A 22,358-nucleotide genomic window follows, 5' to 3' on the forward strand; every position below is an offset into this window, starting at 1 on the left:
CATCTCTAAAAATAAATTATTATATTACATTGACACATATTGAGTTGTTTGCAGGATGCGGAGGAATGAGTCTAGGATTAGAAGCCGCTGGATTCGAATTGTTTTTTGCTAATGAATTGTCTCCTATGGCAGGAGAAACTTTTGCTTATAATATATTAAATGAAGATTTACATTCTCTTTCAAAACAAAAAAAAACTGCAAGTAGGTCACTTTGGATTAAAAGTAATTACATTTCAGAAGATTTAGAAAATAGATTACGTGAAAATCCCTTTTCAACTTCAAAAGGAAAATTTTCGGATTTAAATAAAAATACAAGTTTAGAAGAAAAATTATTAATTGGAAATATTGATCATTTGTTAGATTTTTTTTCTCAAAATCCAAAAATTGTAAAAGAGCTTAAAGCAAAAAATATCGATCTAATTTCTGGTGGGCCACCCTGTCAAAGTTTTAGTTTAGCAGGTAGAAGAGAAAAAAACAATGATAAAAACCTTCTTCCTCTTTCTTTTGCAAAATTTGCAGGAATGGTACAACCTAAAACTGTTTTATTAGAAAATGTAAAAGGAATCACTTCTCCATTTACAGAAAATAGAAAAAAATATTATGCATGGTTAGAAGTTTCCAAAGCATTTGTTTTAGAGGGATTCATTCCTGTTTGTATGATGTTAAACTCTAAATATTTTGGAGTTCCTCAAAATAGACCTCGATTTATTTTACAGGCATACAGGAAAGACATATTTAATAAACTAATAAAATTTTACCCAAATAATGAAATTCTTTTAACATCTAAAAAATTCTACGATTTAGTAATTGAAAATAAGGAAAATTTAGAAAGCATTTCTGAAAAAGAATTTAAGTATTACGATATTGAAAATCATCCCAATTTATTTGATGGTGTAATTCTCCCAAAGATCTCTCATTCTAATAATAACTTTATTAACACAAGCGATGCGATCGAAGATTTGAAAAACACGTTCATCAAATATAAATTTAACAACACTGAAAGTCAATATGCTAACTTCATTAATAATGCATTTTACAAAGACGTAGACAACCCAATTTACATCAAAAATCACGAAGTTAGAAAACATAATTTTATGGTAAAATCAAGATTTAGATTCTATCAAGTTATTGAACAATTTCAAAACGGGTTAAGAAAAGGAGCTACTGATTTATTGACAGGTAAAGACATTCCAAAAGAATTATTAAATAAACTGACGACTGAATTTTCAAAGCATAAATTATTATTTCTTGAAAATGGAAAAGAAATATCAAAAGTTCCTGCCAACATTGAAACAATTGAAACATTAATTAAATCTATTCCAACTCGTAAACATTCACAAAGGGCATTAAGAAGATCAGAACCAGCACCAGCACAATTAACGATCCCTGATGACTTATGCCATTATGATCAAAGCGAACCTCGTACATTAACCGTTCGTGAAATGGCCAGATTTCAATCATTTCCGGATTGGTATGAATTTAGATCTAAAACGACAACAGGGGGAGATATGAGAAAATTTGAAGTGCCTCAATATACACAAGTAGGAAATGCGGTCCCTCCATTATTAGCAAAAGTTATTGGAGAAACCATTCAAAAACATTTAAAAGAAATTTTATAATGGCAAAATATGAAAGAATTCCTGGCGGAGAAAAGAATGACCTAACTGGGCAGCCTTTTAATAAAAAAGAGCTTGAAAAAATATGTGAGTTATATATTGAAATAGATGGAAAAGGAATTCATGAAAATAATCCAAAAATTCATATTCTAGCAAATGAACTAAACAGAACTGTTCGTTCAGTTGAAAATCAACTATTAGGTTTTAGAGCATATGTAACAAATAAATCTGGTCGAAAAAATTACAATTCCTTAATTCCAGAAATTTGGGAAGAAAAAAACTCTGAAATAAAACTTTCTCCAGAAAAAAATAGAATAATTAAAGAAAGGGAACTTTTTGATGAATTTAAATTTAGAATAAGTTCTCAGTTAAAAACCATATTAGGAAAAAACTTAATAACAGATGACTTTGTTGCTGTTTTTGAACTAGTAAAAAATTCGTTTGATGCACATGCAAAAAAAGTAAAAATCATTTTCGATCAAGATAAAATTACGATCTGGGATGATGGGAAAGGAATGAACAGGAGAGATATTATCGACAAATGGCTTTTTATTGCGTATTCTGCAAAAAATGAAGGTATTGAAGATGTAGAATTTGAAGAAGACAAAAACAAATCCTATAGAGATAGAATAAATCCAAACAGAAGCTATGCTGGTCAAAAGGGCATCGGTAGAATGGGTAGCGATCGACTAGGTTCAACACTAGAGATGACAACAAAAAAGATAAATGATTCAATTTATTGGAACTTAAAGTTTGACTGGGATGAATATGAAAATGATGCTTTAGATGAATTTGGAGATATCGAAATTAAATACAGTAATGCCAATTCCACAAAATTTAAAAATTTTGAAAATGGATTAATATTAGAAATTTCAAATCTTCGAAATGTATGGCCTAGAAAAAAAATTCTTGATCTCAAAAGATCCTTGGCCAAATTAATTAACCCATTTACTCTTCAGAATGAATTTTCTATTGATTTTATTAGTCAAAGAGAATTAAAAAAAGATCTTGAATCTGCTAATTCAATTGATATTGTGAACGGAGAAGTAAAAAACTTTGTTTTCGAAGCATTAAATATCGCTACAACTCAAATCAAAGTTTCTATTACGGAAGATGAAGATTTTATCGAAACAACCTTGATAGATAGAGGAAGTCTAATATATAAGATAAAAGAATCTAATAAATATAAGCACATTCCTTCCAAATCAAATATTTTACTTTTTTATTTAAATACACATGCCAAATCAAGTTTCACAAAAACAATGGGCATAACTTCCGCAGAATTTGGTTCGATATTCCTTTTTAATAACGGATTCAGAGTATTACCTTTTGGTGAACCGAACAATGATCCCTTTAATATAAATGAAAGAAAAGCTCAAGGTTATGCGAGGTTTCTAGGAACCCGAGAGTTAATTGGGCAAGTTTCAATTTCAGAAAACACCGAACAATTTCAAGAAACTTCAAGTCGCGATGGTGGCCTGCTTAATAGCCCTGGAACAGAAGAACTACGTGATTTTTTTATTGAATCATTAAAAAAATTAGAGAGCTTTGTAGCCCCAATTTTATGGAAAATAAGTAAAAGGGTTGGTGACAATCAAGAAACACTAGATCTTACTGCTAAAAATCAAGTGTTAGATTTTGTTAAAAATATAGCGGGCAAAAAAAACATTCAACTAATAGAATATTCTGATGAACTAATAAATTATATTACAGAGAATGTCGAAGAACAAAATTTGCCCCAATTTGATACCCTTAGAGAAATTGCAATTCGCGCAAATGATAAAAAAGGATTATTAATTATTGACAATCAAGAAAATGATTATAAAAAAGAAATCAAGAGAAGGAAAGAAGCTGAAAAAAAAGCCATAGATGAAGAAAACAGAAGGAAAGAAGCTGAAAAAAAAGCCATAGATGAGGAAAATAAACGTAAAGAAGCAGAAAGTTCTTTAAAAGAAAAAGAATCTCAAAACCTGTTTTTAAAATCTGTGAAGTCACAAGAACTTGACGAAATAGTAAGTTTCATGCATAGTATTGGTATTTCAGCCGACATTTTAAATAATTACATTTCTGGTTTACACAAAAGGATTAATAGAAGAGAAAAAATTCCTAATGAAGTTATTGGAAATAAATTAAGGCAAATGAGTTTAGAAAACAGAAAAATCTTAGCTATTTCTCAATTTGCAACAAAGGCTAATTTTAAACTTTATGCAGAAGAAGTTGAAGGAGATGTACTTGAATTTATTCATGAATACCTTAAAAATATTGTTATACCTATAAGATCGGAAGACATTGAGATTATCTCGAATAATCTGAACTCTAATCAAAATTCATTTATTTGTACTTTTAAACCAATTGAAATTACCATAATAATTGACAATCTTGTCAGTAATTCAATAAGAGCTAAATCAACAAGAATGACCGTCGATTATGAAATTATAAAAGAAAATTTAAATGTTAATTTCAGAGATGACGGAATTGGCATACCCGAAGAATCTGTAAAAAATATATTTGACTTGGGCTTTACAACTACATCAGGTTCCGGCTTAGGCCTTTTCCATGTTAATAGTATTATTGAATCTTCGGAAAACATGAATATAACTGTGAATAATAAAATAAAAAAAGGAGTAGAATTAATTTTAACATTTAAAAAATAAAGTAACGTATGATTAGAGTAATTGATATTATTTGGGTTGAAGACAAAATCGAATATCTTCCTTCAGTAGAAGATGAGATTAACGAATTGGAAAAGGAATTTAAAGTAAAATTAAGTATTACAGAAAAGAACGATTCTAACGAATTTTCGAATATAGCATCTAATATACCTAGTGAATTATTATTTTGTGTAGATTATAATCTAAAAAATGAAGGCCATGGAATAGATGGAGACCAAGTTATTCAAAACATCCGATCTGTGAATCCAAACTGCAAAATTGTTTTTTATAGTGCTAAATTAAACCAAACTGAACTAAGAGAATTATTAGCAAATGAAGATAACTTTACTTACTGCGTATATAGACCAAATCTTATGTCTAAATTGAGAGAATTGCTTGAAGAGGGAATCATCTAAATGTCAAATTCACACCAAAATAAGAAAATAAAATTTAAAACATAACTTGCGTTTATATTTCATTAATAATGAGTAAATTGTAATTGAAATTTACTCATTATGGACTTCCTAACTCCCGAACAACGATCCAAACTAATGAGTGCTATTCGAAGCACCAATACCAAAGACGAAGTTCGTTTAGCAAAAGCTTTATGGGCATTAGGATATCGATATCGTCGAAATAATAAAACTGTATTTGGAAAGCCAGATTTCACATTCAAAAAAATCAAATTAGCGATCTTTGTAGATGGAGAGTTTTTCCATGGAAAAAACTGGGATATTGACAAAAATCGTATTAAAACAAACAATGAATTCTGGATCAAAAAAATCGAAAGAAATATACAAAGAGATATCGAAGTAAACACCTATTTAGAATCTCAAAACTGGAAGATTTTACGTTTCTGGAGCAACGATATCAAAAAGAATTTAGATGCTTGTATTCTCGAAATTCAAAACGCAATAAACGAAAGACAAACCACAAAATAAGAATTCAAAATCTCGTCCGATTCCTCCTTCCTCGGAATAAAAAATTAACACTAAAAATATCATAATGTTTTATTAACCCCCTTGTCTTTTCAGTCTAAAAAAAATAGCTTTGAGAAACAAACATTAAATATAAACCGTTATGAAGATTCAAATCAATACCGACAAAAACATCGAAGGACACCAAAGATTGGAAAAATATTTCTCTGAAGAATTAGAAAAAGGTTTAGCGCGTTTTGAAGATAAAATCACACGCATTGAAGTACATTTTGGAGATGAAAATGGCGAGAAATTCAGCCTAAATGATAAAAAATGTGTTCTCGAAGTTCGTACAGCAAAATTACAGCCAATAACTGTAACTGAACATGCCGAAACTCTTGAAAAAGCTTTTAACGGTGCTTTGAGTAAAGCCAAAAAAACACTTACTACTACTTTCGAAAAATTGAAAGCACATTAAATTTCAAAATACATAAAAAAAAGACGTTTCAGATTGAAACGTCTTTTTTTTATGTATTTTGAAAAGGGACAAAGATACAAAGACACAAAGTAAAACAAACGTGAAGAAAAACTTTGAACCTTTGTCACTTTGCGTCTTTGGACCTTTTCTTTATGATTTTGGCAGAGGCGCTCCAACGGCAATATCGCAGCGATGTCCCGGTTGTCCGTGTGCTGGGTTCATTCCTTCTGCAACTGTTTTATTTGCGTCGGTGCTTAATAAAGCAGGAACTGGATTTCCTGCAGGAACGGTTACATTTTGTGTCATTGTTCCGCCTTGCGGTGTCGAAGCTGCCGGAGTAGTTTTAGCCGCTACTGGAGAATTTAAAGGTGCTCCAACCGGAATATCACATCTATGCCCAGGCTGTCCGTGCGACGGATTCATTCCTTTTCCAACTTTTACTGGTGCAGCCACTGTAGTAGTAACCACATTTTTTTGATTCGGATTTACTTGTACTGTCTGCCCTGCTTGCGCTGGAACCTGCTGCACTTGTTGTACTTGCTGCGTCGGTGCAGAATTTAAAGGTGCTCCAACGGCAATGTCACAACGGTGGCCCGGTTGTCCGTGAGCCGGATTTAATCCTTTTGTATCGCCTAAAACAGTATTTGGGTATGATGGTGAAGCTTGATTCTGCTGTACTACTGAAGGTGTTTTCGTTGTATCTTTTGCAAGTCCAAGTCTTACCAATTCAGATGTTGAAGTACTTTCTTGTGGTTCTAATTCCTTTTTGCAGGAAACAAAAAGTAATGAGGTTATAGCGAGTGAACTTATAAAGATTTTCGGATTCATATTTGGGATATTTTAAAGCACTCAAATATAATTGTTTTTTGAGATTAAACCATAGAAAAATAACCATATAAGTTATATAAGATAATTTAAGTTTTGGGGGACTTTCTTTATCATTTAATCTCGCATCCCATAGTTATCAGAAGCAGAGTTGCGAAATTTTTTGCACGCAGATTTTGCAGATTTTGGCAGATAAAAATTCATATAAAATCTGCTTAAGTCTGCGGAATCTGCTTGAAACCTTTCATGATTTAAAAATTCCTTACCTTTAAACTAAAATACTATATCCAATGAAAAAAACACTTTTACTACTTTTATTCGCTGCTTCTTTTGCAAATGCTCAAACCGACAAAGACAAAATCAACCAAACCCTTGATGCCTGGCACAAAGCTGCTGGCGAAGTAAAATTTGATGCTTATTTTAATGCTTTGGCCGATGATGCGATTTACATAGGAACTGACGCAACCGAAAACTGGACGAAAAAAGAATTTCAAATCTGGGCAAAACCATTTTTCGACAAAGGAACAACCTGGAATTTTAAAGCGCTTGAACGTCATATCTTTTTTGACAAATCTGGAAAACTGGCTTGGTTTGATGAATTACTGGATACACAAATGAAAATCTGCCGCGGTTCTGGAGTTTTGGTAAAAGTGGGCAAAGAATGGAAAATTCAACATTATGTATTATCAATGACAATTCCGAATGATGAGGTTGATGCGGTAACCAAAATAAAAGCACCAATTGAAGACGCTTTGATTGCGAAGCTTCAAAAAAAATAAACAATTTTATGCTTTATTCTTATAAACATAACTTTTATAGGACTTTATAAGTATGGCTATCAAATTAATTATAGTATAATTGACAATATTGGGTGCGTTTTGGAATAGTAAAATGAAAAACTATTAAAAAAGCGATCAGTATTTTACAAAATCAACTAAAATCAAAACACAACCACTATTTTAACAGCCCTTAAAATCTAAATATTTAATTTTTTTTAACTTTGACCCCAAAAAAAATAGGGTTAAATAAAGTATTTGAAAAAATGAAAATAGAGAAACGCTGGATCATTTCCTTTATCATTATCAGCATCGTTTGTATTATTGGCGCTTTTTGGCCAACTGTTACTGAAAATAGTTATGTATTGTCTGAATTTGGCACAACTGATCATATCGTCCCTGCGGATGTTGCCTGGATGCTGACTTCTTGTTGTCTGGTTTTAATCATGACACCGGGATTGTCTTTTTTTTATGGCGGAATGGTAGGCCGCAAAAATGTGATTTCTACAATGCTGCAAAGTTTTATCTGTTTGGGTGTTGTAACACTTTTATGGGTTGTTGTAGGTTTTAGTCTTGCATTTGGAGAACCTGTAGGTTTTGGTTCTGGAGATCATTTTTATAGTTTCTTCGGAAATCCAACCACTTTTGCTTTTATGGATTATGTAAACATACTACCTCATAAACAATTAGCAAATACGATTCCGTTTATGTTGTTTGCTTTATTCCAAATGAAATTTGCCATTATCGCTCCGGCAATTATTACGGGTTCGTTTGCAGAACGTGTTCGTTTTATATCGTATTTACTTTTCATCAGTTTGTTTACCATATTTATTTATGCGCCTTTGTGCCATTCGGTTTGGTATCCAACAGGTGTTTTAGGAAGTTATTTTGGAGTAAAAGATTTCGCCGGAGGAACCGTAGTTCATATGAGTTCTGGTTTTGCAGCTTTGGCGGGAGTTTTAGTTTTAGGAAAAAGAAAAAACAGTCAGCATATACCAACCAATATTCCGTTTGTGTTATTAGGAACCGGAATGTTATGGTTTGGCTGGTTCGGGTTCAACGCTGGTTCTGCGCTTGCAGCCAACGGAACTGCTGCTATGGCCTTTGCAACTACTACAACATCATCGGCGGCAGCCATGTTAACCTGGGTTTTCTTCGATAGAATGAACGGAAGAAAGGTTTCTGCTCTTGGAGCTTGTATAGGAGCTGTTGTAGGTTTGGTAGCAATTACTCCAGCCGCAGGATTTGTTTCTGTTCCTGAAAGTATGTTCTTCGGATTCATTACGGCTTTGGTTTCAAACTCTGTTGTAAATTGCCGTTTATCAAAAAGATTTGATGATACTCTTGATGTTTTTGCCTGTCACGGTGTTGGAGGAATTATGGGAATGATTCTAACAGCTGTTTTTGCGCATGGTGAAAATGCAAGTTTACTACATGGAGGCTGGAATGTATTTGCACATCATATGATGGCATTGGTTCTGGTTTCAATCTTTACTTTCTTCGGAGCTTATTTCTTGTTTAAAGTGACTAATTTCATCATTCCGCTTCGTGTTTCTGAAGAAAACGAACATATCGGATTGGATTTATCGCAGCACGACGAAACATTGGATCCAAAATCAAAACCAATTACTGAACCGCATTACGGTTAAAAAATATTTTTTTTAGCCACGAATTCACGAATTTTTTCTAATACTATTGTTTCTAATAAGTAAATTAAAATTCGTGAATTCGTGGCTAAAAACTTTTAAAACCTAATTCAGCTATTTTCATTCGTTTATATTCCTTAATTTTGCTGAAAATTTTTGTAAAAAGTGGGAAGTAAAAATAAACTAAAAAGATTCAGAGAAAACGAAACATTTCAAAACGTTTTTCAACCAACAAGAGAAGAAGTTGTAGGCAATTTAATGCCTTTGAGAGGAAAATGGAATTCGGATTTCTTTAAAAATGATAATCCTCTGGTTTTAGAATTAGGATGTGGGAAAGGTGAATACTCAGTTGGATTAGCAGAAAAATATCCCAACAAAAATTTTATCGGAATTGATATTAAAGGTGCACGTTTTTGGCGTGGTGCTAAAACTGCCGTTGAAAACGGACTTCATAATGTTGCTTTTGTTCGTACTCAAATCGAACTTATCAATCATATTTTTGCCGAAAATGAAGTGGATGAAATCTGGATTACTTTTCCGGATCCGCAGATCAAATACAAGAGGACAAAACACAGAATGACAAATTCTGAGTTCTTGAAATTGTATAAAAAAATCCTTAAAAAAGACGGTGTCGTAAACCTTAAAACCGACAGCGAATTTATGCACGGTTACACGCTTGGACTGCTTCACGGAGAAGGCCACGAAGTTTTGTATGCCAACCATAATGTATACAGAAATGAAGGAAGCCCGGAAGAAGTTACTGCTTTTCAAACATTTTATGAAAAACAATATTTAGAAATTAACAAGGCAATTACGTATATTCGTTTCAAAATTAAAGACTAATTTAATTTTTGAAAAACATCTTTTAATCGCTTAAACAACTGAATGGTATATCTTACTCCATTACTTTCAGGCTTTATTGCCGCCGCAATTGGGATTATTCCACCGGGATTAATCAATATGACGGCAGCCAAAATAAATCTGAAAGAAGGAAAAAAGAATGCTTTGTGGTTTGTTATTGGTGCTGTTTTAGTGATTTTTTTTCAGGTTTACGTTGCGGTATTATTTGCACAGGTAATCGACAATCGCCCGGATGTTGTTACCTTATTACGTGAAATAGGTTTTGTTATTTTTTCGATCTTAACCATATACTTTTTGTTTATTGCCAAAGAGCCAAAAACCAAAAAGAAATCGAAAATTAAAAAGAGCAGTAAAAAAAGTCGTTTCTTTCTTGGAATGCTGCTTTCTGCACTAAACTTTTTCCCTATTCCGTATTATGTTGTAGTAAGTGTAACTTTGGCTTCGTACAATCTTTTTGTGTTTGAAAACAGCATTATTTTCACTTTTGTTTTAGGATCTGTTTTGGGTTCGTTTGCTGTTTTGTACAGTTATATTGGTTTCTTTGAAAAAATTGAAAAGAAAACAGATTACTTAATGCGAAACATGAATACTATTATTGGAAGTATTACAGGTTTAGTTGCCATTGTAACGCTTTTTAATATTTTGAATTACTATTTCGGATAAAATAATGACCACAGATTTCACGGATTAATATGATTTCTTTACTTTGTCTATAAAATTTAAGTTTCACGCAGATTTTGCAGATTTAAGCAGATAACATTTAAATCAAAAAATCTTTTTCGATCTGCCTAAATCTGCAAAATCTGCGTGAAAATTTCATTAGTAAAATCATTTTAATCCATTAATCTGTGGCAAAAAAATAAATTATGGCTGAGGAAAATTTTTTCGAAAGAGTTTATGCTGTTGCCAGACAAATTCCGTTTGGAAAGGTAACTTCTTATGGTGCAATTGCAAAGGCTTTAGGAACGGCACGTTCGGCAAGAATGGTAGGCTGGGCCATGAATGCATGTCATAATATGGATGATGTTCCGGCGCACAGAGTGGTAAACCAAAAAGGGCTTTTGACGGGGAAACATCATTTTGACGGAACTAATTTAATGCAGCAGCTTTTAGAAAACGAAGGTATTAAAGTGGTAAACAATCAAATTGTCGATTTCGAAAAACACTTTTGGAAACCTGAAATTTCCACCATATAAGTTATATAAGTTCATATTAAGCATTGCGCATAGATATCTCGCAAAGTCGCAAAGAAAATTAAAAAAGCTTTGCGACTTCGCGACTTTGCGAGACTAAATCATAAAATATATCAAAACAAAACTTTAAATGAACTTATATAACTTATATGGTTAAAAAAAGCTAAATCAGGCAGATTACAAAGCTTGTTTTATCTTCATCGGTTTGGTAGCTTAGGTAACCGCCGTGTGCTTCGACAATGTTTTTAGAAAGCGTTAAGCCAATTCCCGCACCGTCTTTTCTGGTGGTGAAAAAAGGAAGAAATATTTTGTCCTGAATTTCCGGATCGATTCCTTTTCCGTTATCCGAAATTGCAATGAAAAAACGATTATTCTCGTTATAACTCGACAAATACATTTTCTTTTCGATTTTCTCTTTTAAAGCATAAACACTATTGGTAATCAAATTAATAATTACCTGTTCCATTTGATTTTTATCAATCATAATCGAACGTGAACTGTGAATGTCATTTATCAATTCAATATTTTCTGCCTTCAGAATCGGACTCATAATCCGCAGGCAGTCTTCGAATAAAGAATTGATTGGCGTCATTTGTTTCGCTGGCGTTGGCAGCATGGCGAGTTTACGATAATTCTCTACAAAAACCTGCAAATGATCACTTCTGTTTATAATAGTCGAAATACTGCTTTTAATGTCGTCAAAATCATCTTCTCCTAAGTTCTCCTGATCTACAATATGTAGTAAATTCTGCGAAAGCGCACGAATTGGCGTCAAGGAATTCATTAATTCGTGCGAGATAATTTTCATCAAATTAATCCACGCTTCTTTTTCTTTTTTCTCAATAACACGCTGAATACTGTCTAATAAAATAATATAATATTCTTTATTATACGTTTGCGTTTTTGAAGTCTGCAGCATAAATGTCTGCAAATCCTGTTCTTCTATTTTAATAGAAATTGCCGATTTTAATTCGCTGAAATCCGTTTTTTCAATTTCGACACAAAGTGAAGGCAGATAGTTTTTAAGATATTTCCAATGACTTACTTTTGGAACTTTAAATAAATGGGAGAAGCAGTCATTCATCAAAAATATATCCCAGTCTTCGCTGCCTTTTTCCAGGATTAAAGCTGCGGTGTCGATATTATTTAAAAGCGAACGGTAAATCATTTCTTTTGATGTCTGTTCTTGCTGCTGCACTTTTAAATTTTCATATAAAAGATACAGGCTTTTAAAATTGTCCTTTTTATTCTCTTCGGGAAAATTGGTAGAAAAATCATTCTGAAGAATCGAAAGCAAGGTTCTGTCGTAAAACTGGAGTTCGTTTTTTATATAAAAATACATTTCGGCTAAGAATATAAAAGCAAAAAAACCAACCAAAAGCGCATTGTAATAGAACATTTTATAGATTAGAAAAACGCAGACGAAAAAGAGAATCATAACAAACAAAACTCTTACGAACAAGGCATTATAAAATTTCCAGTTTTTCATTTAAATATTTTTTTTTGCCACAGATTTCACGGATTAAAATGATTTTTGCTTTGTCTTAAAATTTTAGTTTCTCGCAGATTTAGCAGATAAAAGAAATCTTTACTCTTTACTCTTTACTCTTTACTCTTAATTAATTCTTCAAATCGTATTTTTCAATTCTTCTGTATAAAGCGGCTCTTGATAAACCAAGTTCTTCAGCGGTTTTTGAGATATTTCCGTGATGTTTAAAAAGTGCTTTTTCGATTGCCGTTTTTTCCATTTCAGATAATGGGTTATCATCGTTTTCCTGAATTTCTTCAAAATCTAAAATATCTAAATCGGTTACAGAAATGGTATTGTTTTCGGCTAAAATAAGAGCGCGTTCAATTTTGTTTTCCATTTCACGGACATTTCCTTTCCATGGATATTTTTCTAGATACGGCGCGACATTTTCTTCAAAAAGCCAATTTTCCTGATTGTATTTTTCGGCAATATTTTCTAAAATAAAATTTGCCATCGGAACAATATCATCTTTTCGTTCACGAAGCGAAGGCAGATTTATTTCCATTGTATTAATTCTGTACAATAAATCTTCTCGAAAAGTTTTACTTTTTACCTCAGCTTTGATATCATTATTGGTTGCCGAAATTATTCTGACATTTAAAGGTCTTGGTTTGCTTTCGCCTAAACGTGTAACCGTTTTAGTCTGCAAGACATGTAATAATTTTGATTGCAGATGAAGCGGAATATTACCAATTTCATCCAGAAAAATGGTTCCGTTCTGCGCCATTTCAAATCTTCCGGGCGTGTCGGATTTCGCATCTGTAAAAGCTCCTTTTGCGTATCCAAAAAGTTCACTTTCGAATAAATTATCACTTAGAGATCCTAAATCGACATGAATAAAAGGTTCTTTTTTTCTGGCCGAATTTTGATGAATGAACTCCGAAAAAACATATTTTCCGGTTCCGTTTTCACCTAAAATCAAAACGTTGGCATCCGTTCTGGCGACTTTCTCGGCAATAGAATACGCTTGTTTTATTTTTTGAGAAGTTCCAACAAAATAACGTTTTTCTGTTTTTTCAACAACTTGTTTTTTACTGTTTTTTCGGCTTTCGGCTACAGCCTTATCAATAGTTTCCAGCAGTTTTTCGTTATGCCAGGGTTTTAACACATAATCAAAAGCACCAATTTTTATTCCTTCAACTGCTGTATCAATTTTTCCGAAAGCGGTCATCAAAATAACGATTGTATTTGGCGAAAGTGTTTTTATTTCCTTCAGCCAATGAATTCCTTCTCGCCCATCTTCAAAACCAATTCGGTAATTCATGTCCAGCAAAACGACATTTATTTCATTTTCATTCAAAATTGAAATGATTTTTTTTGGATTGTTGGTCGTAAAAATCGTTTCAAAATGCTTTTTGAGAATCATTTTTGCCGAAAAAAGAATTTCTTCCTGATCGTCAACAACTAATATTTGGGCTTGCTTTTTTCTCATTTTATATTTTTTTGTCCGATTTTGAACGGTCAACTGTTCATTATCGAACACTCCGTTTTTGAATGTTTTTTAAAGCTTCTTTAAAATCAGGGCTTTGCAAAAAATAAATTTTATGGCACAGTATTTACCTATTGATTATCAGTAAATTATTTAAAAAATGGACACGATAATTCCTCGTAAAAATAGAAAATTTAGATATCTCACAATAGCAATTGGAGTTTTTTTAGTTTTGGCAGCAATTCTCTTTTTTTCTTTTAATTCAAAAAGAAGTTTAAATGTAAAAGCTGAAGAACTTTCAATCCATAAAGTTGAAAAAGCTTTTTTTGAAGATTTTGTTGTTTTTCAGGCAAAAGTTGAACCATTAAACGTAATGCTTGTAAACGTTACAGAAGGAGGTTCTGTAAAAGAAATTTTTGTAGAAAATGGCGCAATGGTTACAAAAGGACAATCGCTGGCACGTTTATACAACCCAAATACAGAACTCAATTATTTGACTCAGGAAACAGCCATTATCGAGCAGATCAATAATTTGAATACAGGAAAACTGAACATTAGAAATCAAGAACTGAATCTAACTAAAGATTATGTTTTAATTGAACACGATTATAATGACGCCAAAAGATTATACGATTTAAATGCAAAATTGTTTGCTAAAGATGTGATCTCAAAAAATGACTGGAATACTTTTAAGGAAAGTCTTCGTTTTCAGGAAGAACGTAAAAAAACGATTCAGCAAAGTATTCAAAAAGAAAAGCAATCAAACCAATTGCAGATTTCTCAAATTAACCGTTCGATTCAAACAATGGAAATGAGTCTTGATATTTTAAGAAATAACAAAAAGAACTTTTTGATTACAGCTCCAGAATCTGGCCGATTGACTTCTTTTGAACCTGTTTTAGGAAAGACATTTCAGGCTGGGGAAAGCATTGGAAAAATTGATTCTAAACGAGGTTACAAATTAGCTGCAGATGTTGACGAGTTTTACTTGGAGAAAATTCGCGAAGGTTTAAAAGGCCAGGTTGAATTTAAAGGAAAAACGCTGGAAGTTATTGTTACTAAAGTAATTCCAGAGGTTAAAAACGGGCATTTTATTGTAGAATTAGCTTTTGTTTCTAAAGAAGAGATTGCTTTACAAGACGGTTTAAGTTTTGGAGTGAAGCTGATTTTATCTGAGAAAAACAAAATATTGGTTGTACAAAAAGGAAGTTTTAATCAGGAAACTGCAGGAAAATGGATTTTTGTAGTAAAAGGAAATAAAGCCGAAAGAAGAAATATAAAATTAGGAAGAGAAAATCCTTCGTATTTTGAAGTTTTGGAAGGCTTGAAAGAAGGCCAATCTGTAATAATTTCTTCGTATTCCGATTATAAGGATATTGAGGAACTTTCGATTCAGTCGCAGTAAATTAAGTGGTCAGTGTTCAGGTTTTTAGTGTTCAGTCGCAGTTTAGTAAAAAAAGTCTGCCACGAATTTCACTAATTTGCACTAATTATTATATGCATTACGAAAAATATTCATTCGTGAAATTCGTGGCGAAACAAAAAATATAAAAACATCAATCATCAATCATCAATCAAAAAACGTAATTAATAACTAATCTTTTAAAATATGATAACGATACAAAATTTAACCAAAGTATTTAGAACCGAAGAAGTTGAAACTGCTGCTTTAAGCGGTATTAATGTAGAAATTAAAAAAGGTGATTTTTTAACGATTATGGGGCCTTCTGGCTGCGGAAAATCGACTTTGTTAAATATCATCGGACTTTTAGACAGTGCCACTGACGGAAGTTACAAATTATTAGATCAGGAAATGATTAATTTAAAAGAGAAAGGAAGAGCTGCTGTTCGTAAAGAGAACATTGGCTTCATTTTTCAGAATTTCAACTTAATCGATGAGCTTTCGGTTTATGATAATATCGAATTGCCTTTGCTTTACAATAATGTAAAAGCATCGGATAGAAAACAAAAAATAGAAGCTATTGCTGAGAAACTAAATATTTCACATCGATTGAAACATTTTCCACAGCAGCTTTCCGGAGGTCAGCAGCAAAGAGTTGCGGTTGCTAGAGCTTTGGTTAATGACCCAAAAATTATCCTGGCCGATGAGCCAACAGGAAATCTGGACAGTAAAAATGGTAATGAGGTAATGGAACTTTTAACTGATTTACATGCTAAAGGTGCTACAATTTTGATGGTTACCCACTCTGATTATGATGCTTCTTTTTCACAAAGAACAATTCATATGAAAGACGGAGTTATATTCTCTGAAAAACTAAATCAGAGAAATGTTGATGTTTTTATGGACGCTAAATAATCGAAAAAATGATAAAATTTGTTATTACTGCAATCTTAGTTCTGGTGGGATTTGTTTGCAAAATTTTTACTCTTCTTTAAAAGGCCAACCAGCCTTTGGACCAAAAAATAACTAACGTAATTATAAAACTTATACCATGATTTTTAACTGGTTTAAAATATTTGTTTATCATTTAAGGCAAAGCAAATTGTTTTCGTTTTTAAATGTTTTAGGATTAAGTATTGGTGTTGCCGGTGTGATTTTTGCCATTTTATATTGGAATAATGAGCACTCTTACAATCAATGGAATCCGGAAAAAGAAAATGTCTATCAGGTTCTAAACAAAATAGGAAAAACCGGAGACACCTGGGCTACGAGTTCAATCCCGTTTGGACAAACCTGCAAGGCATCGATCCCAGAAATTGAGCAGATTTCCTTTATGCACAATTGGTATAGCGAAGCAGCGATAAAATATCAGAATAAAAAAGTAATCGATAAAAAGATAACAGTATCTGATAATAACTTTTTTGATTTTTTCCCTTTCCCGATCATAAAAGGTGCTAAAAAAGATATTTTAAAAGAGAAAAACAGTGTCGCCATTTCTGAGCAACAGGCTGCACTGCTTTTTAATAATGAAGATCCTATCGGAAAATCTATTACCTACAATGATAAGTCCTATATCGTAAAATCTGTTTATCGCATTGTGAAACCTTCTTCTGTTGAACCTAACTATGTTTTTGGTGACATTGTACGTGAAAGCGATATTAACAGCTGGGGGAATTTTAATTATGGTTTGCTGATTAAAATTAAAAAAAATGCTGATCCTGCTTTGGTTTTAAAGAAAATGCATAACGTAAATTATGTAAACAGAACTTTAAAAGATGCTAAAGAAAGCGGCCAGACGGTTGAACAGTACGTTAAGGAAAATGGAGAAATAGAAGTTATACTTGATCAGCTGAAAACGCTGCATTTACATGGCACCAAAACTTCGGGATCTGCTACTCCTGAATTAAAAGGAAACTTACAGCTTATTTATATTATGGCTGGTTTATCGATTTTAATTTTGGTTTTATCATTGGTAAATTATATTAATCTCGCCACAGCTTCTGCCATAAAACGTGCTAAAGAAGTTGGTGTCCGTAAAATTGTTGGTGCTTCAAAAAACCAAATTATTACGCAGTTTATATTTGAAACGGCAATAATTGTAATGCTGTCAATTTTGTTTGCTTTAGCAATTGTTGAACTTTCTCTTCCGTATTATAATTCTTTTTTAAGAAAGACTTTGACTATGAATGGCGGTGAATTTTACCTGCAGCTCATTTTGATTTTTGGATTAGTAATCATTTTTGCGGGTATATTCCCTGCCATTTATATCTCAAATTTCGAAACTTTAAAAGTTTTAAAAGGTAATTTCTCCAGAAGCAAAAGTGGTATCTGGATTCGGAATTCGATGCTTATTTTTCAATTCGGAATTGCAACATTTTTTATCATTGGTGCTTTGATTGTAAATTCTCAGGTGGGTTATATGATGAATAAAGATCTTGGTTTTAATGGTAATCAGGTAATCAGAGTTCCGTTTAATTATAACGATTACAAAAAAAAGGGTGAAAAATATCAAGTAACAAAACAAGAAATTCTAAAAATATCCGGCGTTCAGGAGGTTTCTACTTTTGCCGGCACATTTGGAAACAGCACTAATTCGAGTTCGGGTTTTACGCACAACGGTGTTTTTGTTCAGCCTCGAAATGTTGAAATGGACTTTGGCTTTCTTGATATGATGAAAATTAAAGTGGTTGAAGGTCGTGATTTATCTCCAAAATTTGCCTCAGATACTATTGATAACTGGCTTATAAATGAAACTCTGGCTAAATCATTAGGACTTAAAAATCCTATAAATACAGTTATAACTTCGGGCTGGGGGAATGAAAAAGGAAATTTAAAGTTTAAGGTTGTAGGGATTGTAAAGGATTTTCATATTACAGGATTGCAAAATAAAGTTCCTCCAATGGTTTTTATCAATCTTAAAACCTTGAAATGGAATAATTTTGATAATGTATATATAAAAGTTTCTCCAAATAATCTGAGCGAAACATTAGATAAATTAAAAACATATTGGGAGACAAACGTAAATCCTGATTATCCTTTTGATTATGAATTTGTAAACAAAGGATTTGCTAAAACTTATCAGGAGCAGGTAAAACAAAAAGATTTGTTTTTTATCCTGAATCTGGTTGTAATCACAATTGCAATTTTTGGATTGTTTGCTTTGGCATCATTTTCGATGGAAAGAAGATTGAAAGAAATAGCGATTAGAAAAACACTTGGCGCAGAAACAGATGTTTTACTGAAAGAGTTATCAAAACAATACATCATTTTCTGTTTAACAGGATTTGCAATTGGTATTGTTCCGGCTTATATTTTATTGCAAAAATGGCTTGAAGATTTTGCTTTCAGAATTAATGTTTCAGCCGCTCCTTTTAGTATTGCACTTGTTTCGCTGTTAGTTCTTACTTTGCTGATTGTTTTGGCAAAAGCGTATCAGGTAACCAAAATAGACGTTTTAAAATATTTAAAATACGAATAAGCTTGTAGACCATTTTTTTAAGAGAATCCCCGTCAGATATGAGAATCTTGACGGGGATTTGTTTTTTATTTTAAAGCAACAGGGTCAGAATACAGCAGTTTATCTAAACGCTGATCCCGATCATAAACATCCGGATAAAATCCAATTTCTCCATCATCGTTTACCCAGGCAGTAAAATATCCTATATAAATTGGGATTTTATTTTTGAGCATGCAGGTAGTTTCTTTTTCACCGCTCATGGCCTGATTAATTTTATCAACCGGCCACTCAGGATTGTCTTTTAGGATTTCCAGAGCGAGTTGTTTAGCTTCTTTTACATTAATACATCCGTGACTGAAAATTCGTTTTTCAAATTCAAATAAGCTTTTTGCCGGAGTATCATGCAGGTAAATATCATTTGGATTTGGAAACATAAATTTGACTAATCCCAGAGAATTGTCCGGGCCGGGTTTTTGTCTTACATGGCCTCCATTCCATTCCATATTATGATCGGCGAGATAGTTTTTATCTTCGGCAATTTTAAGTTTTAATTCATTTTGAATAATACTTGTTGGAACATACCAGTACGGACTAAAAACAATTCGGTCGATATTACCGCTAAAAATTACCGTTTCTGTCATTCGTGTTCCCACAAAAACATCCGAAACCAAATCATATTTCCCATTCTTTACATATACTAATCGAAACGACGGAATATTTACCATTACATATTCATCTGCTTTTGCGAGTTTGGTCGGAATCCATCTGCAGCGTTCCATATTCAGCATAATAGTCCGAATTCGATTTCCAATTGGTTCGTTCATCTGGTCAATTTGTTCTTTTGTAAAAGTGTAATTCAACTTAAGTCCGTATCGTTTTTTATACTTTAAAGCGGCGTCCATCATTTCCTGATCATAATACTGGCTTTTAGAGTCTTCTTTTAAATCACCAACCACAAACAAACGTTCTCTAATTTGCTGGATAACTTTTCCGCTGTCTAAAGGTTTTAAATCTTTGAAATTTGCTTCATCAATCTCAATTTTTTTCCAAAGACCTTTTTTTTCAATATTTCGATACCGTTGTAAAACATCCTGAAGTTTATAATATTGGCTGAAAAGAAGATTTTCATCCTTGTTCAATCGACCCGGATCGCCCATTAAAGAATCTAAAATTCGATCATATGAAATTGTTTTGGTTGGAAGATACCAGCCAATTTTTTTCAAAGTCTCGGCATCGACTCCAGAATATACATTACTTGCATAAAATACATACATATTAGAAAGCAGAAGCTCTGTGTCTATTTGTGGAAGTTTATTTGAAACATTTTCATTAAAAACATCGTCAACCAAATCCATATAAGGCATTTCTGCATTTATACCCTGCTCTTCTAAAAGACCTACCTTATGATATAATAAAGCACCAAACTCGCTGACATTTTTATCATCATACCAAATCGTATTGTAAGCTTTCTTTTTATAAAGATCTTCTACGTCTTTTTGATATTTCTTCAGTTTAGGATACTTCGCATAAAAGCTGTTTATTGAAGCGGCATCAATTGTTCCTAAAACAAACTTGTTTTTGAATTCAAAAACGTTTTCAAACTCAGAATTTTCATTTTTAATTTTCGATGTATAGCTTGCTGCATTTATAGAAAACATTAAAAAACTACAAGCAATAATTACAGAAAGAGAAGTAAAATTTCGCATATTTTTAAGGTTTAAATTTTTAAAATAAAAATCATTTCAAAAAATATCGAAAACTCATAAAGAAGCGCCAAAAATAAGTTTTCATACTTTTTTGTACTATTGGGAAATCTTAGATTTAAGGCACTCAAATTTAATCAAGATAATTGACAATTCTTACATTTACTGCTGTAAATTTCATACATTTTTATGCAGATTATAATTAAAAGAAATCTTTACAGAATAAGGTTTTAGAACATCTTTTCGAATTTTAATGATTTTAAAAAATCTGCATTCATCATTTTGACTAATCTCAATATCAATAAATACAATTTAAAAGAGTTTAAATCCAAACTTAATCTGTTATCTTTGCAGTCTGAAATCAGTTTAAATTAATATAGAATTTTAAATCGATTTCTTTCCATACATAATAGCACAATAAAATGAAATTAGATAGAAAAGAAATTCTTAAAGCTTTAGAAACAATCACTATAGCGGGAGAAGGAAAAAATATGGTCGAAAGTGGTGCGGTTGCTAACGTACTTACTTTTGGCGACGAAGTTGTAGTCGATTTAGTATTGCACACGCCAGCTATGCATATCAAAAAAAGAGCTGAAGATGATATTAAAAAAACGATTCACGAATTAATATCTGCCGATGCTAAAATTAAAGTAAACATTAAAGTAGAAACTCCTGAGAAAGCCGAAATTAAAGGTCGTGCTATTCCGGGAATTAAAAATATTATTGCAGTTGCTTCTGGAAAAGGAGGAGTTGGAAAATCGACTGTTACTGCAAATATTGCCGTTACGCTTGCAAAAATGGGTTTCAAAGTTGGAGTTTTAGATGCCGATATTTACGGACCTTCAATGCCAATTATGTTTGATGTTGAAAATGAAAAACCGGTTTCGATTACTGTTGACGGAAAATCAAAAATGAAACCAATTGAAAGTTATGAAATTAAAATGCTTTCTATTGGATTTTTTACAGCACCCAGCCAGGCAGTAATCTGGAGAGGACCAATGGCTGCAAAAGCATTGAACCAAATGATTTTTGATGCAGATTGGGGAGAATTAGATTTTATGCTTCTTGATTTACCTCCGGGAACTGGAGATATTCACCTTTCTATTATGCAGTCTTTACCAATTACGGGAGCTGTTGTAGTAAGTACACCACAGGCTGTGGCTCTTGCCGATGCTAAAAAAGGAGTTTCGATGTTTATGCAGGATAACATTAATGTTCCTGTTTTGGGAATCATTGAAAACATGGCTTATTTTACACCAGAGGAATTGCCAAATAATAAATATTATATCTTTGGACAGGAAGGAGCAAAAAACCTTGCAGCAGATTTAAATGTTCCGTTTTTAGGAGAAGTTCCAATTGTACAGTCTATTCGTGAAGCAGGAGATTACGGCCGTCCGGCGGCTTTACAAACGGCATCGCCTATTGAAGCTGTTTTTGAAGAAATCACCAGAAACGTAGTTCAGGAAGTAGTAAGCAGAAACGAAAGTCTTCCTGCTACCGAAGCCATTAAAATTACAACTATGGCAGGCTGCTCTGCAGTTAAGAAAAATTAGGATAATTGAGATAATGAGATAATGAGATTTTTTTTTAAAATTTCTAATTGACACATTTTCTAATTGACACATTAAATATTATGACAACAGAAGAATTAACAAATAATGTTTTATTGGCCTTAGACGAAATCAGGCCATTCTTAAAGTCTGATGGCGGAGATATTTCGCTAATCTCTATAGATGACGATAAACATGTAAAAGTTCGTCTAGAGGGTGCATGCATAAGCTGCAGCGTAAACCAGATGACCCTAAAAGCCGGTGTAGAAACCACTATAAAAAAATATGCACCACAAATTGAAACTGTGGTAAATATTATGTAA

General features: G+C 32.5%; 19 protein-coding genes. 15 read left to right on the forward strand and 4 right to left on the reverse strand.

Annotation, left to right across the window (positions count from 1 at the left end):
- The first annotated feature begins 29 nt into the window (after positions 1 to 29).
- The 5 genes from ASD98_RS16965 to ASD98_RS16985 all read left to right on the forward strand — a co-directional run bounded on the left by ASD98_RS16965 (position 30) and on the right by ASD98_RS16985 (position 5,662).
- Positions 30 to 1,619, forward strand: coding sequence for a DNA cytosine methyltransferase (locus ASD98_RS16965; protein WP_056206584.1), 1,590 nt, complete (start codon positions 30 to 32; stop codon positions 1,617 to 1,619).
- Complete coding sequence (locus tag ASD98_RS16970) at positions 1,619 to 4,270, forward strand: ATP-binding protein (RefSeq protein ID WP_056206586.1); 2,652 nt, start codon at positions 1,619 to 1,621, stop codon at positions 4,268 to 4,270. Before ASD98_RS16965 ends, ASD98_RS16970 begins: the two co-directional genes overlap by 1 nt.
- 8 nt (positions 4,271 to 4,278) lie before the next feature.
- On the forward strand, positions 4,279 to 4,683 hold the full coding sequence (locus ASD98_RS16975; RefSeq protein ID WP_056206587.1) for a hypothetical protein: 405 nt from the start codon (positions 4,279 to 4,281) through the stop codon (positions 4,681 to 4,683).
- A gap of 99 nt (positions 4,684 to 4,782) precedes the next feature.
- Positions 4,783 to 5,208: a very short patch repair endonuclease gene (locus tag ASD98_RS16980; protein ID WP_056206588.1), complete on the forward strand. Its 426-nt coding sequence runs from the start codon at positions 4,783 to 4,785 to the stop codon at positions 5,206 to 5,208.
- A gap of 139 nt (positions 5,209 to 5,347) precedes the next feature.
- The gene (locus tag ASD98_RS16985) at positions 5,348 to 5,662 is read left to right on the forward strand and encodes an HPF/RaiA family ribosome-associated protein (protein ID WP_053469929.1); all 315 of its coding nucleotides are present in this window, start codon (positions 5,348 to 5,350) and stop codon (positions 5,660 to 5,662) included.
- A gap of 150 nt (positions 5,663 to 5,812) precedes the next feature.
- Here the strand turns inward: ASD98_RS16985 and ASD98_RS16990 are convergent, their stop codons facing one another.
- Positions 5,813 to 6,490, reverse strand: a complete 678-nt coding sequence (locus ASD98_RS16990) for a hypothetical protein (protein ID WP_056206590.1) — start codon at positions 6,488 to 6,490, stop codon at positions 5,813 to 5,815.
- Positions 6,491 to 6,777: 287 nt separating this feature from the next.
- On the opposite strand from ASD98_RS16990, the gene ASD98_RS16995 reads away from it, so the two are divergent.
- The 5 genes from ASD98_RS16995 (at position 6,778) to ASD98_RS17015 (ending at position 10,966) form a co-directional block, all read left to right on the forward strand.
- Positions 6,778 to 7,266 carry a nuclear transport factor 2 family protein gene (locus tag ASD98_RS16995; protein WP_056206591.1) on the forward strand — a complete coding sequence of 163 codons (489 nt, stop codon included), beginning with the start codon at positions 6,778 to 6,780 and terminating at the stop codon, positions 7,264 to 7,266.
- A 263-nt stretch (positions 7,267 to 7,529) separates the two neighbouring features.
- Positions 7,530 to 8,912: an ammonium transporter gene (locus tag ASD98_RS17000; protein WP_056206593.1), complete on the forward strand. Its 1,383-nt coding sequence runs from the start codon at positions 7,530 to 7,532 to the stop codon at positions 8,910 to 8,912.
- 162 nt (positions 8,913 to 9,074) lie between these two features.
- Positions 9,075 to 9,752, forward strand: coding sequence for a tRNA (guanosine(46)-N7)-methyltransferase TrmB (gene trmB / locus ASD98_RS17005; RefSeq protein ID WP_056206595.1), 678 nt, complete (start codon positions 9,075 to 9,077; stop codon positions 9,750 to 9,752).
- 42 nt (positions 9,753 to 9,794) lie between these two features.
- Positions 9,795 to 10,433, forward strand: coding sequence for a LysE family transporter (locus ASD98_RS17010; RefSeq protein WP_056206596.1), 639 nt, complete (start codon positions 9,795 to 9,797; stop codon positions 10,431 to 10,433).
- A gap of 203 nt (positions 10,434 to 10,636) precedes the next feature.
- Entirely contained in the window at positions 10,637 to 10,966 is a 330-nt protein-coding gene (locus ASD98_RS17015; RefSeq protein ID WP_056206598.1) for an MGMT family protein, read from the forward strand.
- Positions 10,967 to 11,126: 160 nt separating this feature from the next.
- Here the strand turns inward: ASD98_RS17015 and ASD98_RS17020 are convergent, their stop codons facing one another.
- Together ASD98_RS17020 and ASD98_RS17025 are read right to left on the reverse strand one after the other, a co-directional pair.
- Entirely contained in the window at positions 11,127 to 12,452 is a 1,326-nt protein-coding gene (locus ASD98_RS17020) for a PAS domain-containing sensor histidine kinase (RefSeq protein ID WP_056206601.1), read from the reverse strand.
- 130 nt (positions 12,453 to 12,582) lie between these two features.
- On the reverse strand, positions 12,583 to 13,926 hold the full coding sequence (locus ASD98_RS17025) for a sigma-54 dependent transcriptional regulator (RefSeq protein WP_056207415.1): 1,344 nt from the start codon (positions 13,924 to 13,926) through the stop codon (positions 12,583 to 12,585).
- Between the two features lie 157 nt (positions 13,927 to 14,083).
- On the opposite strand from ASD98_RS17025, the gene ASD98_RS17030 reads away from it, so the two are divergent.
- From ASD98_RS17030 to ASD98_RS17040, 3 genes are all read left to right on the forward strand, one after another.
- Positions 14,084 to 15,328: an efflux RND transporter periplasmic adaptor subunit gene (locus ASD98_RS17030; protein ID WP_056206603.1), complete on the forward strand. Its 1,245-nt coding sequence runs from the start codon at positions 14,084 to 14,086 to the stop codon at positions 15,326 to 15,328.
- A 204-nt stretch (positions 15,329 to 15,532) separates the two neighbouring features.
- A complete protein-coding gene (locus tag ASD98_RS17035; protein WP_056206605.1) occupies positions 15,533 to 16,240 on the forward strand; it encodes an ABC transporter ATP-binding protein in 708 nt (235 codons plus the stop codon).
- A 136-nt stretch (positions 16,241 to 16,376) separates the two neighbouring features.
- Positions 16,377 to 18,803 (forward strand): ABC transporter permease, encoded by a 2,427-nt coding sequence (locus ASD98_RS17040; protein WP_056206607.1) that lies wholly within the window; start codon positions 16,377 to 16,379, stop codon positions 18,801 to 18,803.
- 65 nt (positions 18,804 to 18,868) lie between these two features.
- Here the strand turns inward: ASD98_RS17040 and ASD98_RS17045 are convergent, their stop codons facing one another.
- Positions 18,869 to 20,488 (reverse strand): murein L,D-transpeptidase, encoded by a 1,620-nt coding sequence (locus tag ASD98_RS17045; RefSeq protein ID WP_056206609.1) that lies wholly within the window; start codon positions 20,486 to 20,488, stop codon positions 18,869 to 18,871.
- Between the two features lie 419 nt (positions 20,489 to 20,907).
- Here ASD98_RS17045 and ASD98_RS17050 point away from each other — a divergent pair, with 419 nt between their 5' ends.
- Positions 20,908 to 22,038, forward strand: coding sequence for an Mrp/NBP35 family ATP-binding protein (locus ASD98_RS17050; RefSeq protein WP_056206610.1), 1,131 nt, complete (start codon positions 20,908 to 20,910; stop codon positions 22,036 to 22,038).
- Positions 22,039 to 22,118: 80 nt separating this feature from the next.
- Positions 22,119 to 22,358, forward strand: a complete 240-nt coding sequence (locus ASD98_RS17055) for a NifU family protein (protein ID WP_053469915.1) — start codon at positions 22,119 to 22,121, stop codon at positions 22,356 to 22,358.

Origin of the sequence: Flavobacterium sp. Root186 (genome assembly GCF_001428525.1) — a bacterium.
Classification (GTDB): Bacteria; Bacteroidota; Bacteroidia; order Flavobacteriales; family Flavobacteriaceae; genus Flavobacterium.

Excerpts from the sequence above, each read along its gene's own strand:
- ASD98_RS16970 (WP_056206586.1), top strand. The coding sequence starts at position 1,619 with ATGGCAAAATATGAAAGAATTCCTGGCGGAGAAAAGAATGACCTAACT.
- ASD98_RS16975 (WP_056206587.1), top strand. The coding sequence starts at position 4,279 with ATGATTAGAGTAATTGATATTATTTGGGTTGAAGACAAAATCGAATAT.
- ASD98_RS16980 (WP_056206588.1), top strand. The coding sequence starts at position 4,783 with ATGGACTTCCTAACTCCCGAACAACGATCCAAACTAATGAGTGCTATT.
- ASD98_RS16985 (WP_053469929.1), top strand. The coding sequence starts at position 5,348 with ATGAAGATTCAAATCAATACCGACAAAAACATCGAAGGACACCAAAGA.
- ASD98_RS16990 (WP_056206590.1), bottom strand. The coding sequence starts at position 6,490 with ATGAATCCGAAAATCTTTATAAGTTCACTCGCTATAACCTCATTACTT.
- ASD98_RS16995 (WP_056206591.1), top strand. The coding sequence starts at position 6,778 with ATGAAAAAAACACTTTTACTACTTTTATTCGCTGCTTCTTTTGCAAAT.
- ASD98_RS17000 (WP_056206593.1), top strand. The coding sequence starts at position 7,530 with ATGAAAATAGAGAAACGCTGGATCATTTCCTTTATCATTATCAGCATC.
- ASD98_RS17010 (WP_056206596.1), top strand. The coding sequence starts at position 9,795 with ATGGTATATCTTACTCCATTACTTTCAGGCTTTATTGCCGCCGCAATT.
- ASD98_RS17015 (WP_056206598.1), top strand. The coding sequence starts at position 10,637 with ATGGCTGAGGAAAATTTTTTCGAAAGAGTTTATGCTGTTGCCAGACAA.
- ASD98_RS17020 (WP_056206601.1), bottom strand. The coding sequence starts at position 12,452 with ATGAAAAACTGGAAATTTTATAATGCCTTGTTCGTAAGAGTTTTGTTT.
- ASD98_RS17025 (WP_056207415.1), bottom strand. The coding sequence starts at position 13,926 with ATGAGAAAAAAGCAAGCCCAAATATTAGTTGTTGACGATCAGGAAGAA.
- ASD98_RS17030 (WP_056206603.1), top strand. The coding sequence starts at position 14,084 with ATGGACACGATAATTCCTCGTAAAAATAGAAAATTTAGATATCTCACA.
- ASD98_RS17035 (WP_056206605.1), top strand. The coding sequence starts at position 15,533 with ATGATAACGATACAAAATTTAACCAAAGTATTTAGAACCGAAGAAGTT.
- ASD98_RS17040 (WP_056206607.1), top strand. The coding sequence starts at position 16,377 with ATGATTTTTAACTGGTTTAAAATATTTGTTTATCATTTAAGGCAAAGC.
- ASD98_RS17045 (WP_056206609.1), bottom strand. The coding sequence starts at position 20,488 with ATGCGAAATTTTACTTCTCTTTCTGTAATTATTGCTTGTAGTTTTTTA.
- ASD98_RS17050 (WP_056206610.1), top strand. The coding sequence starts at position 20,908 with ATGAAATTAGATAGAAAAGAAATTCTTAAAGCTTTAGAAACAATCACT.
- ASD98_RS17055 (WP_053469915.1), top strand. The coding sequence starts at position 22,119 with ATGACAACAGAAGAATTAACAAATAATGTTTTATTGGCCTTAGACGAA.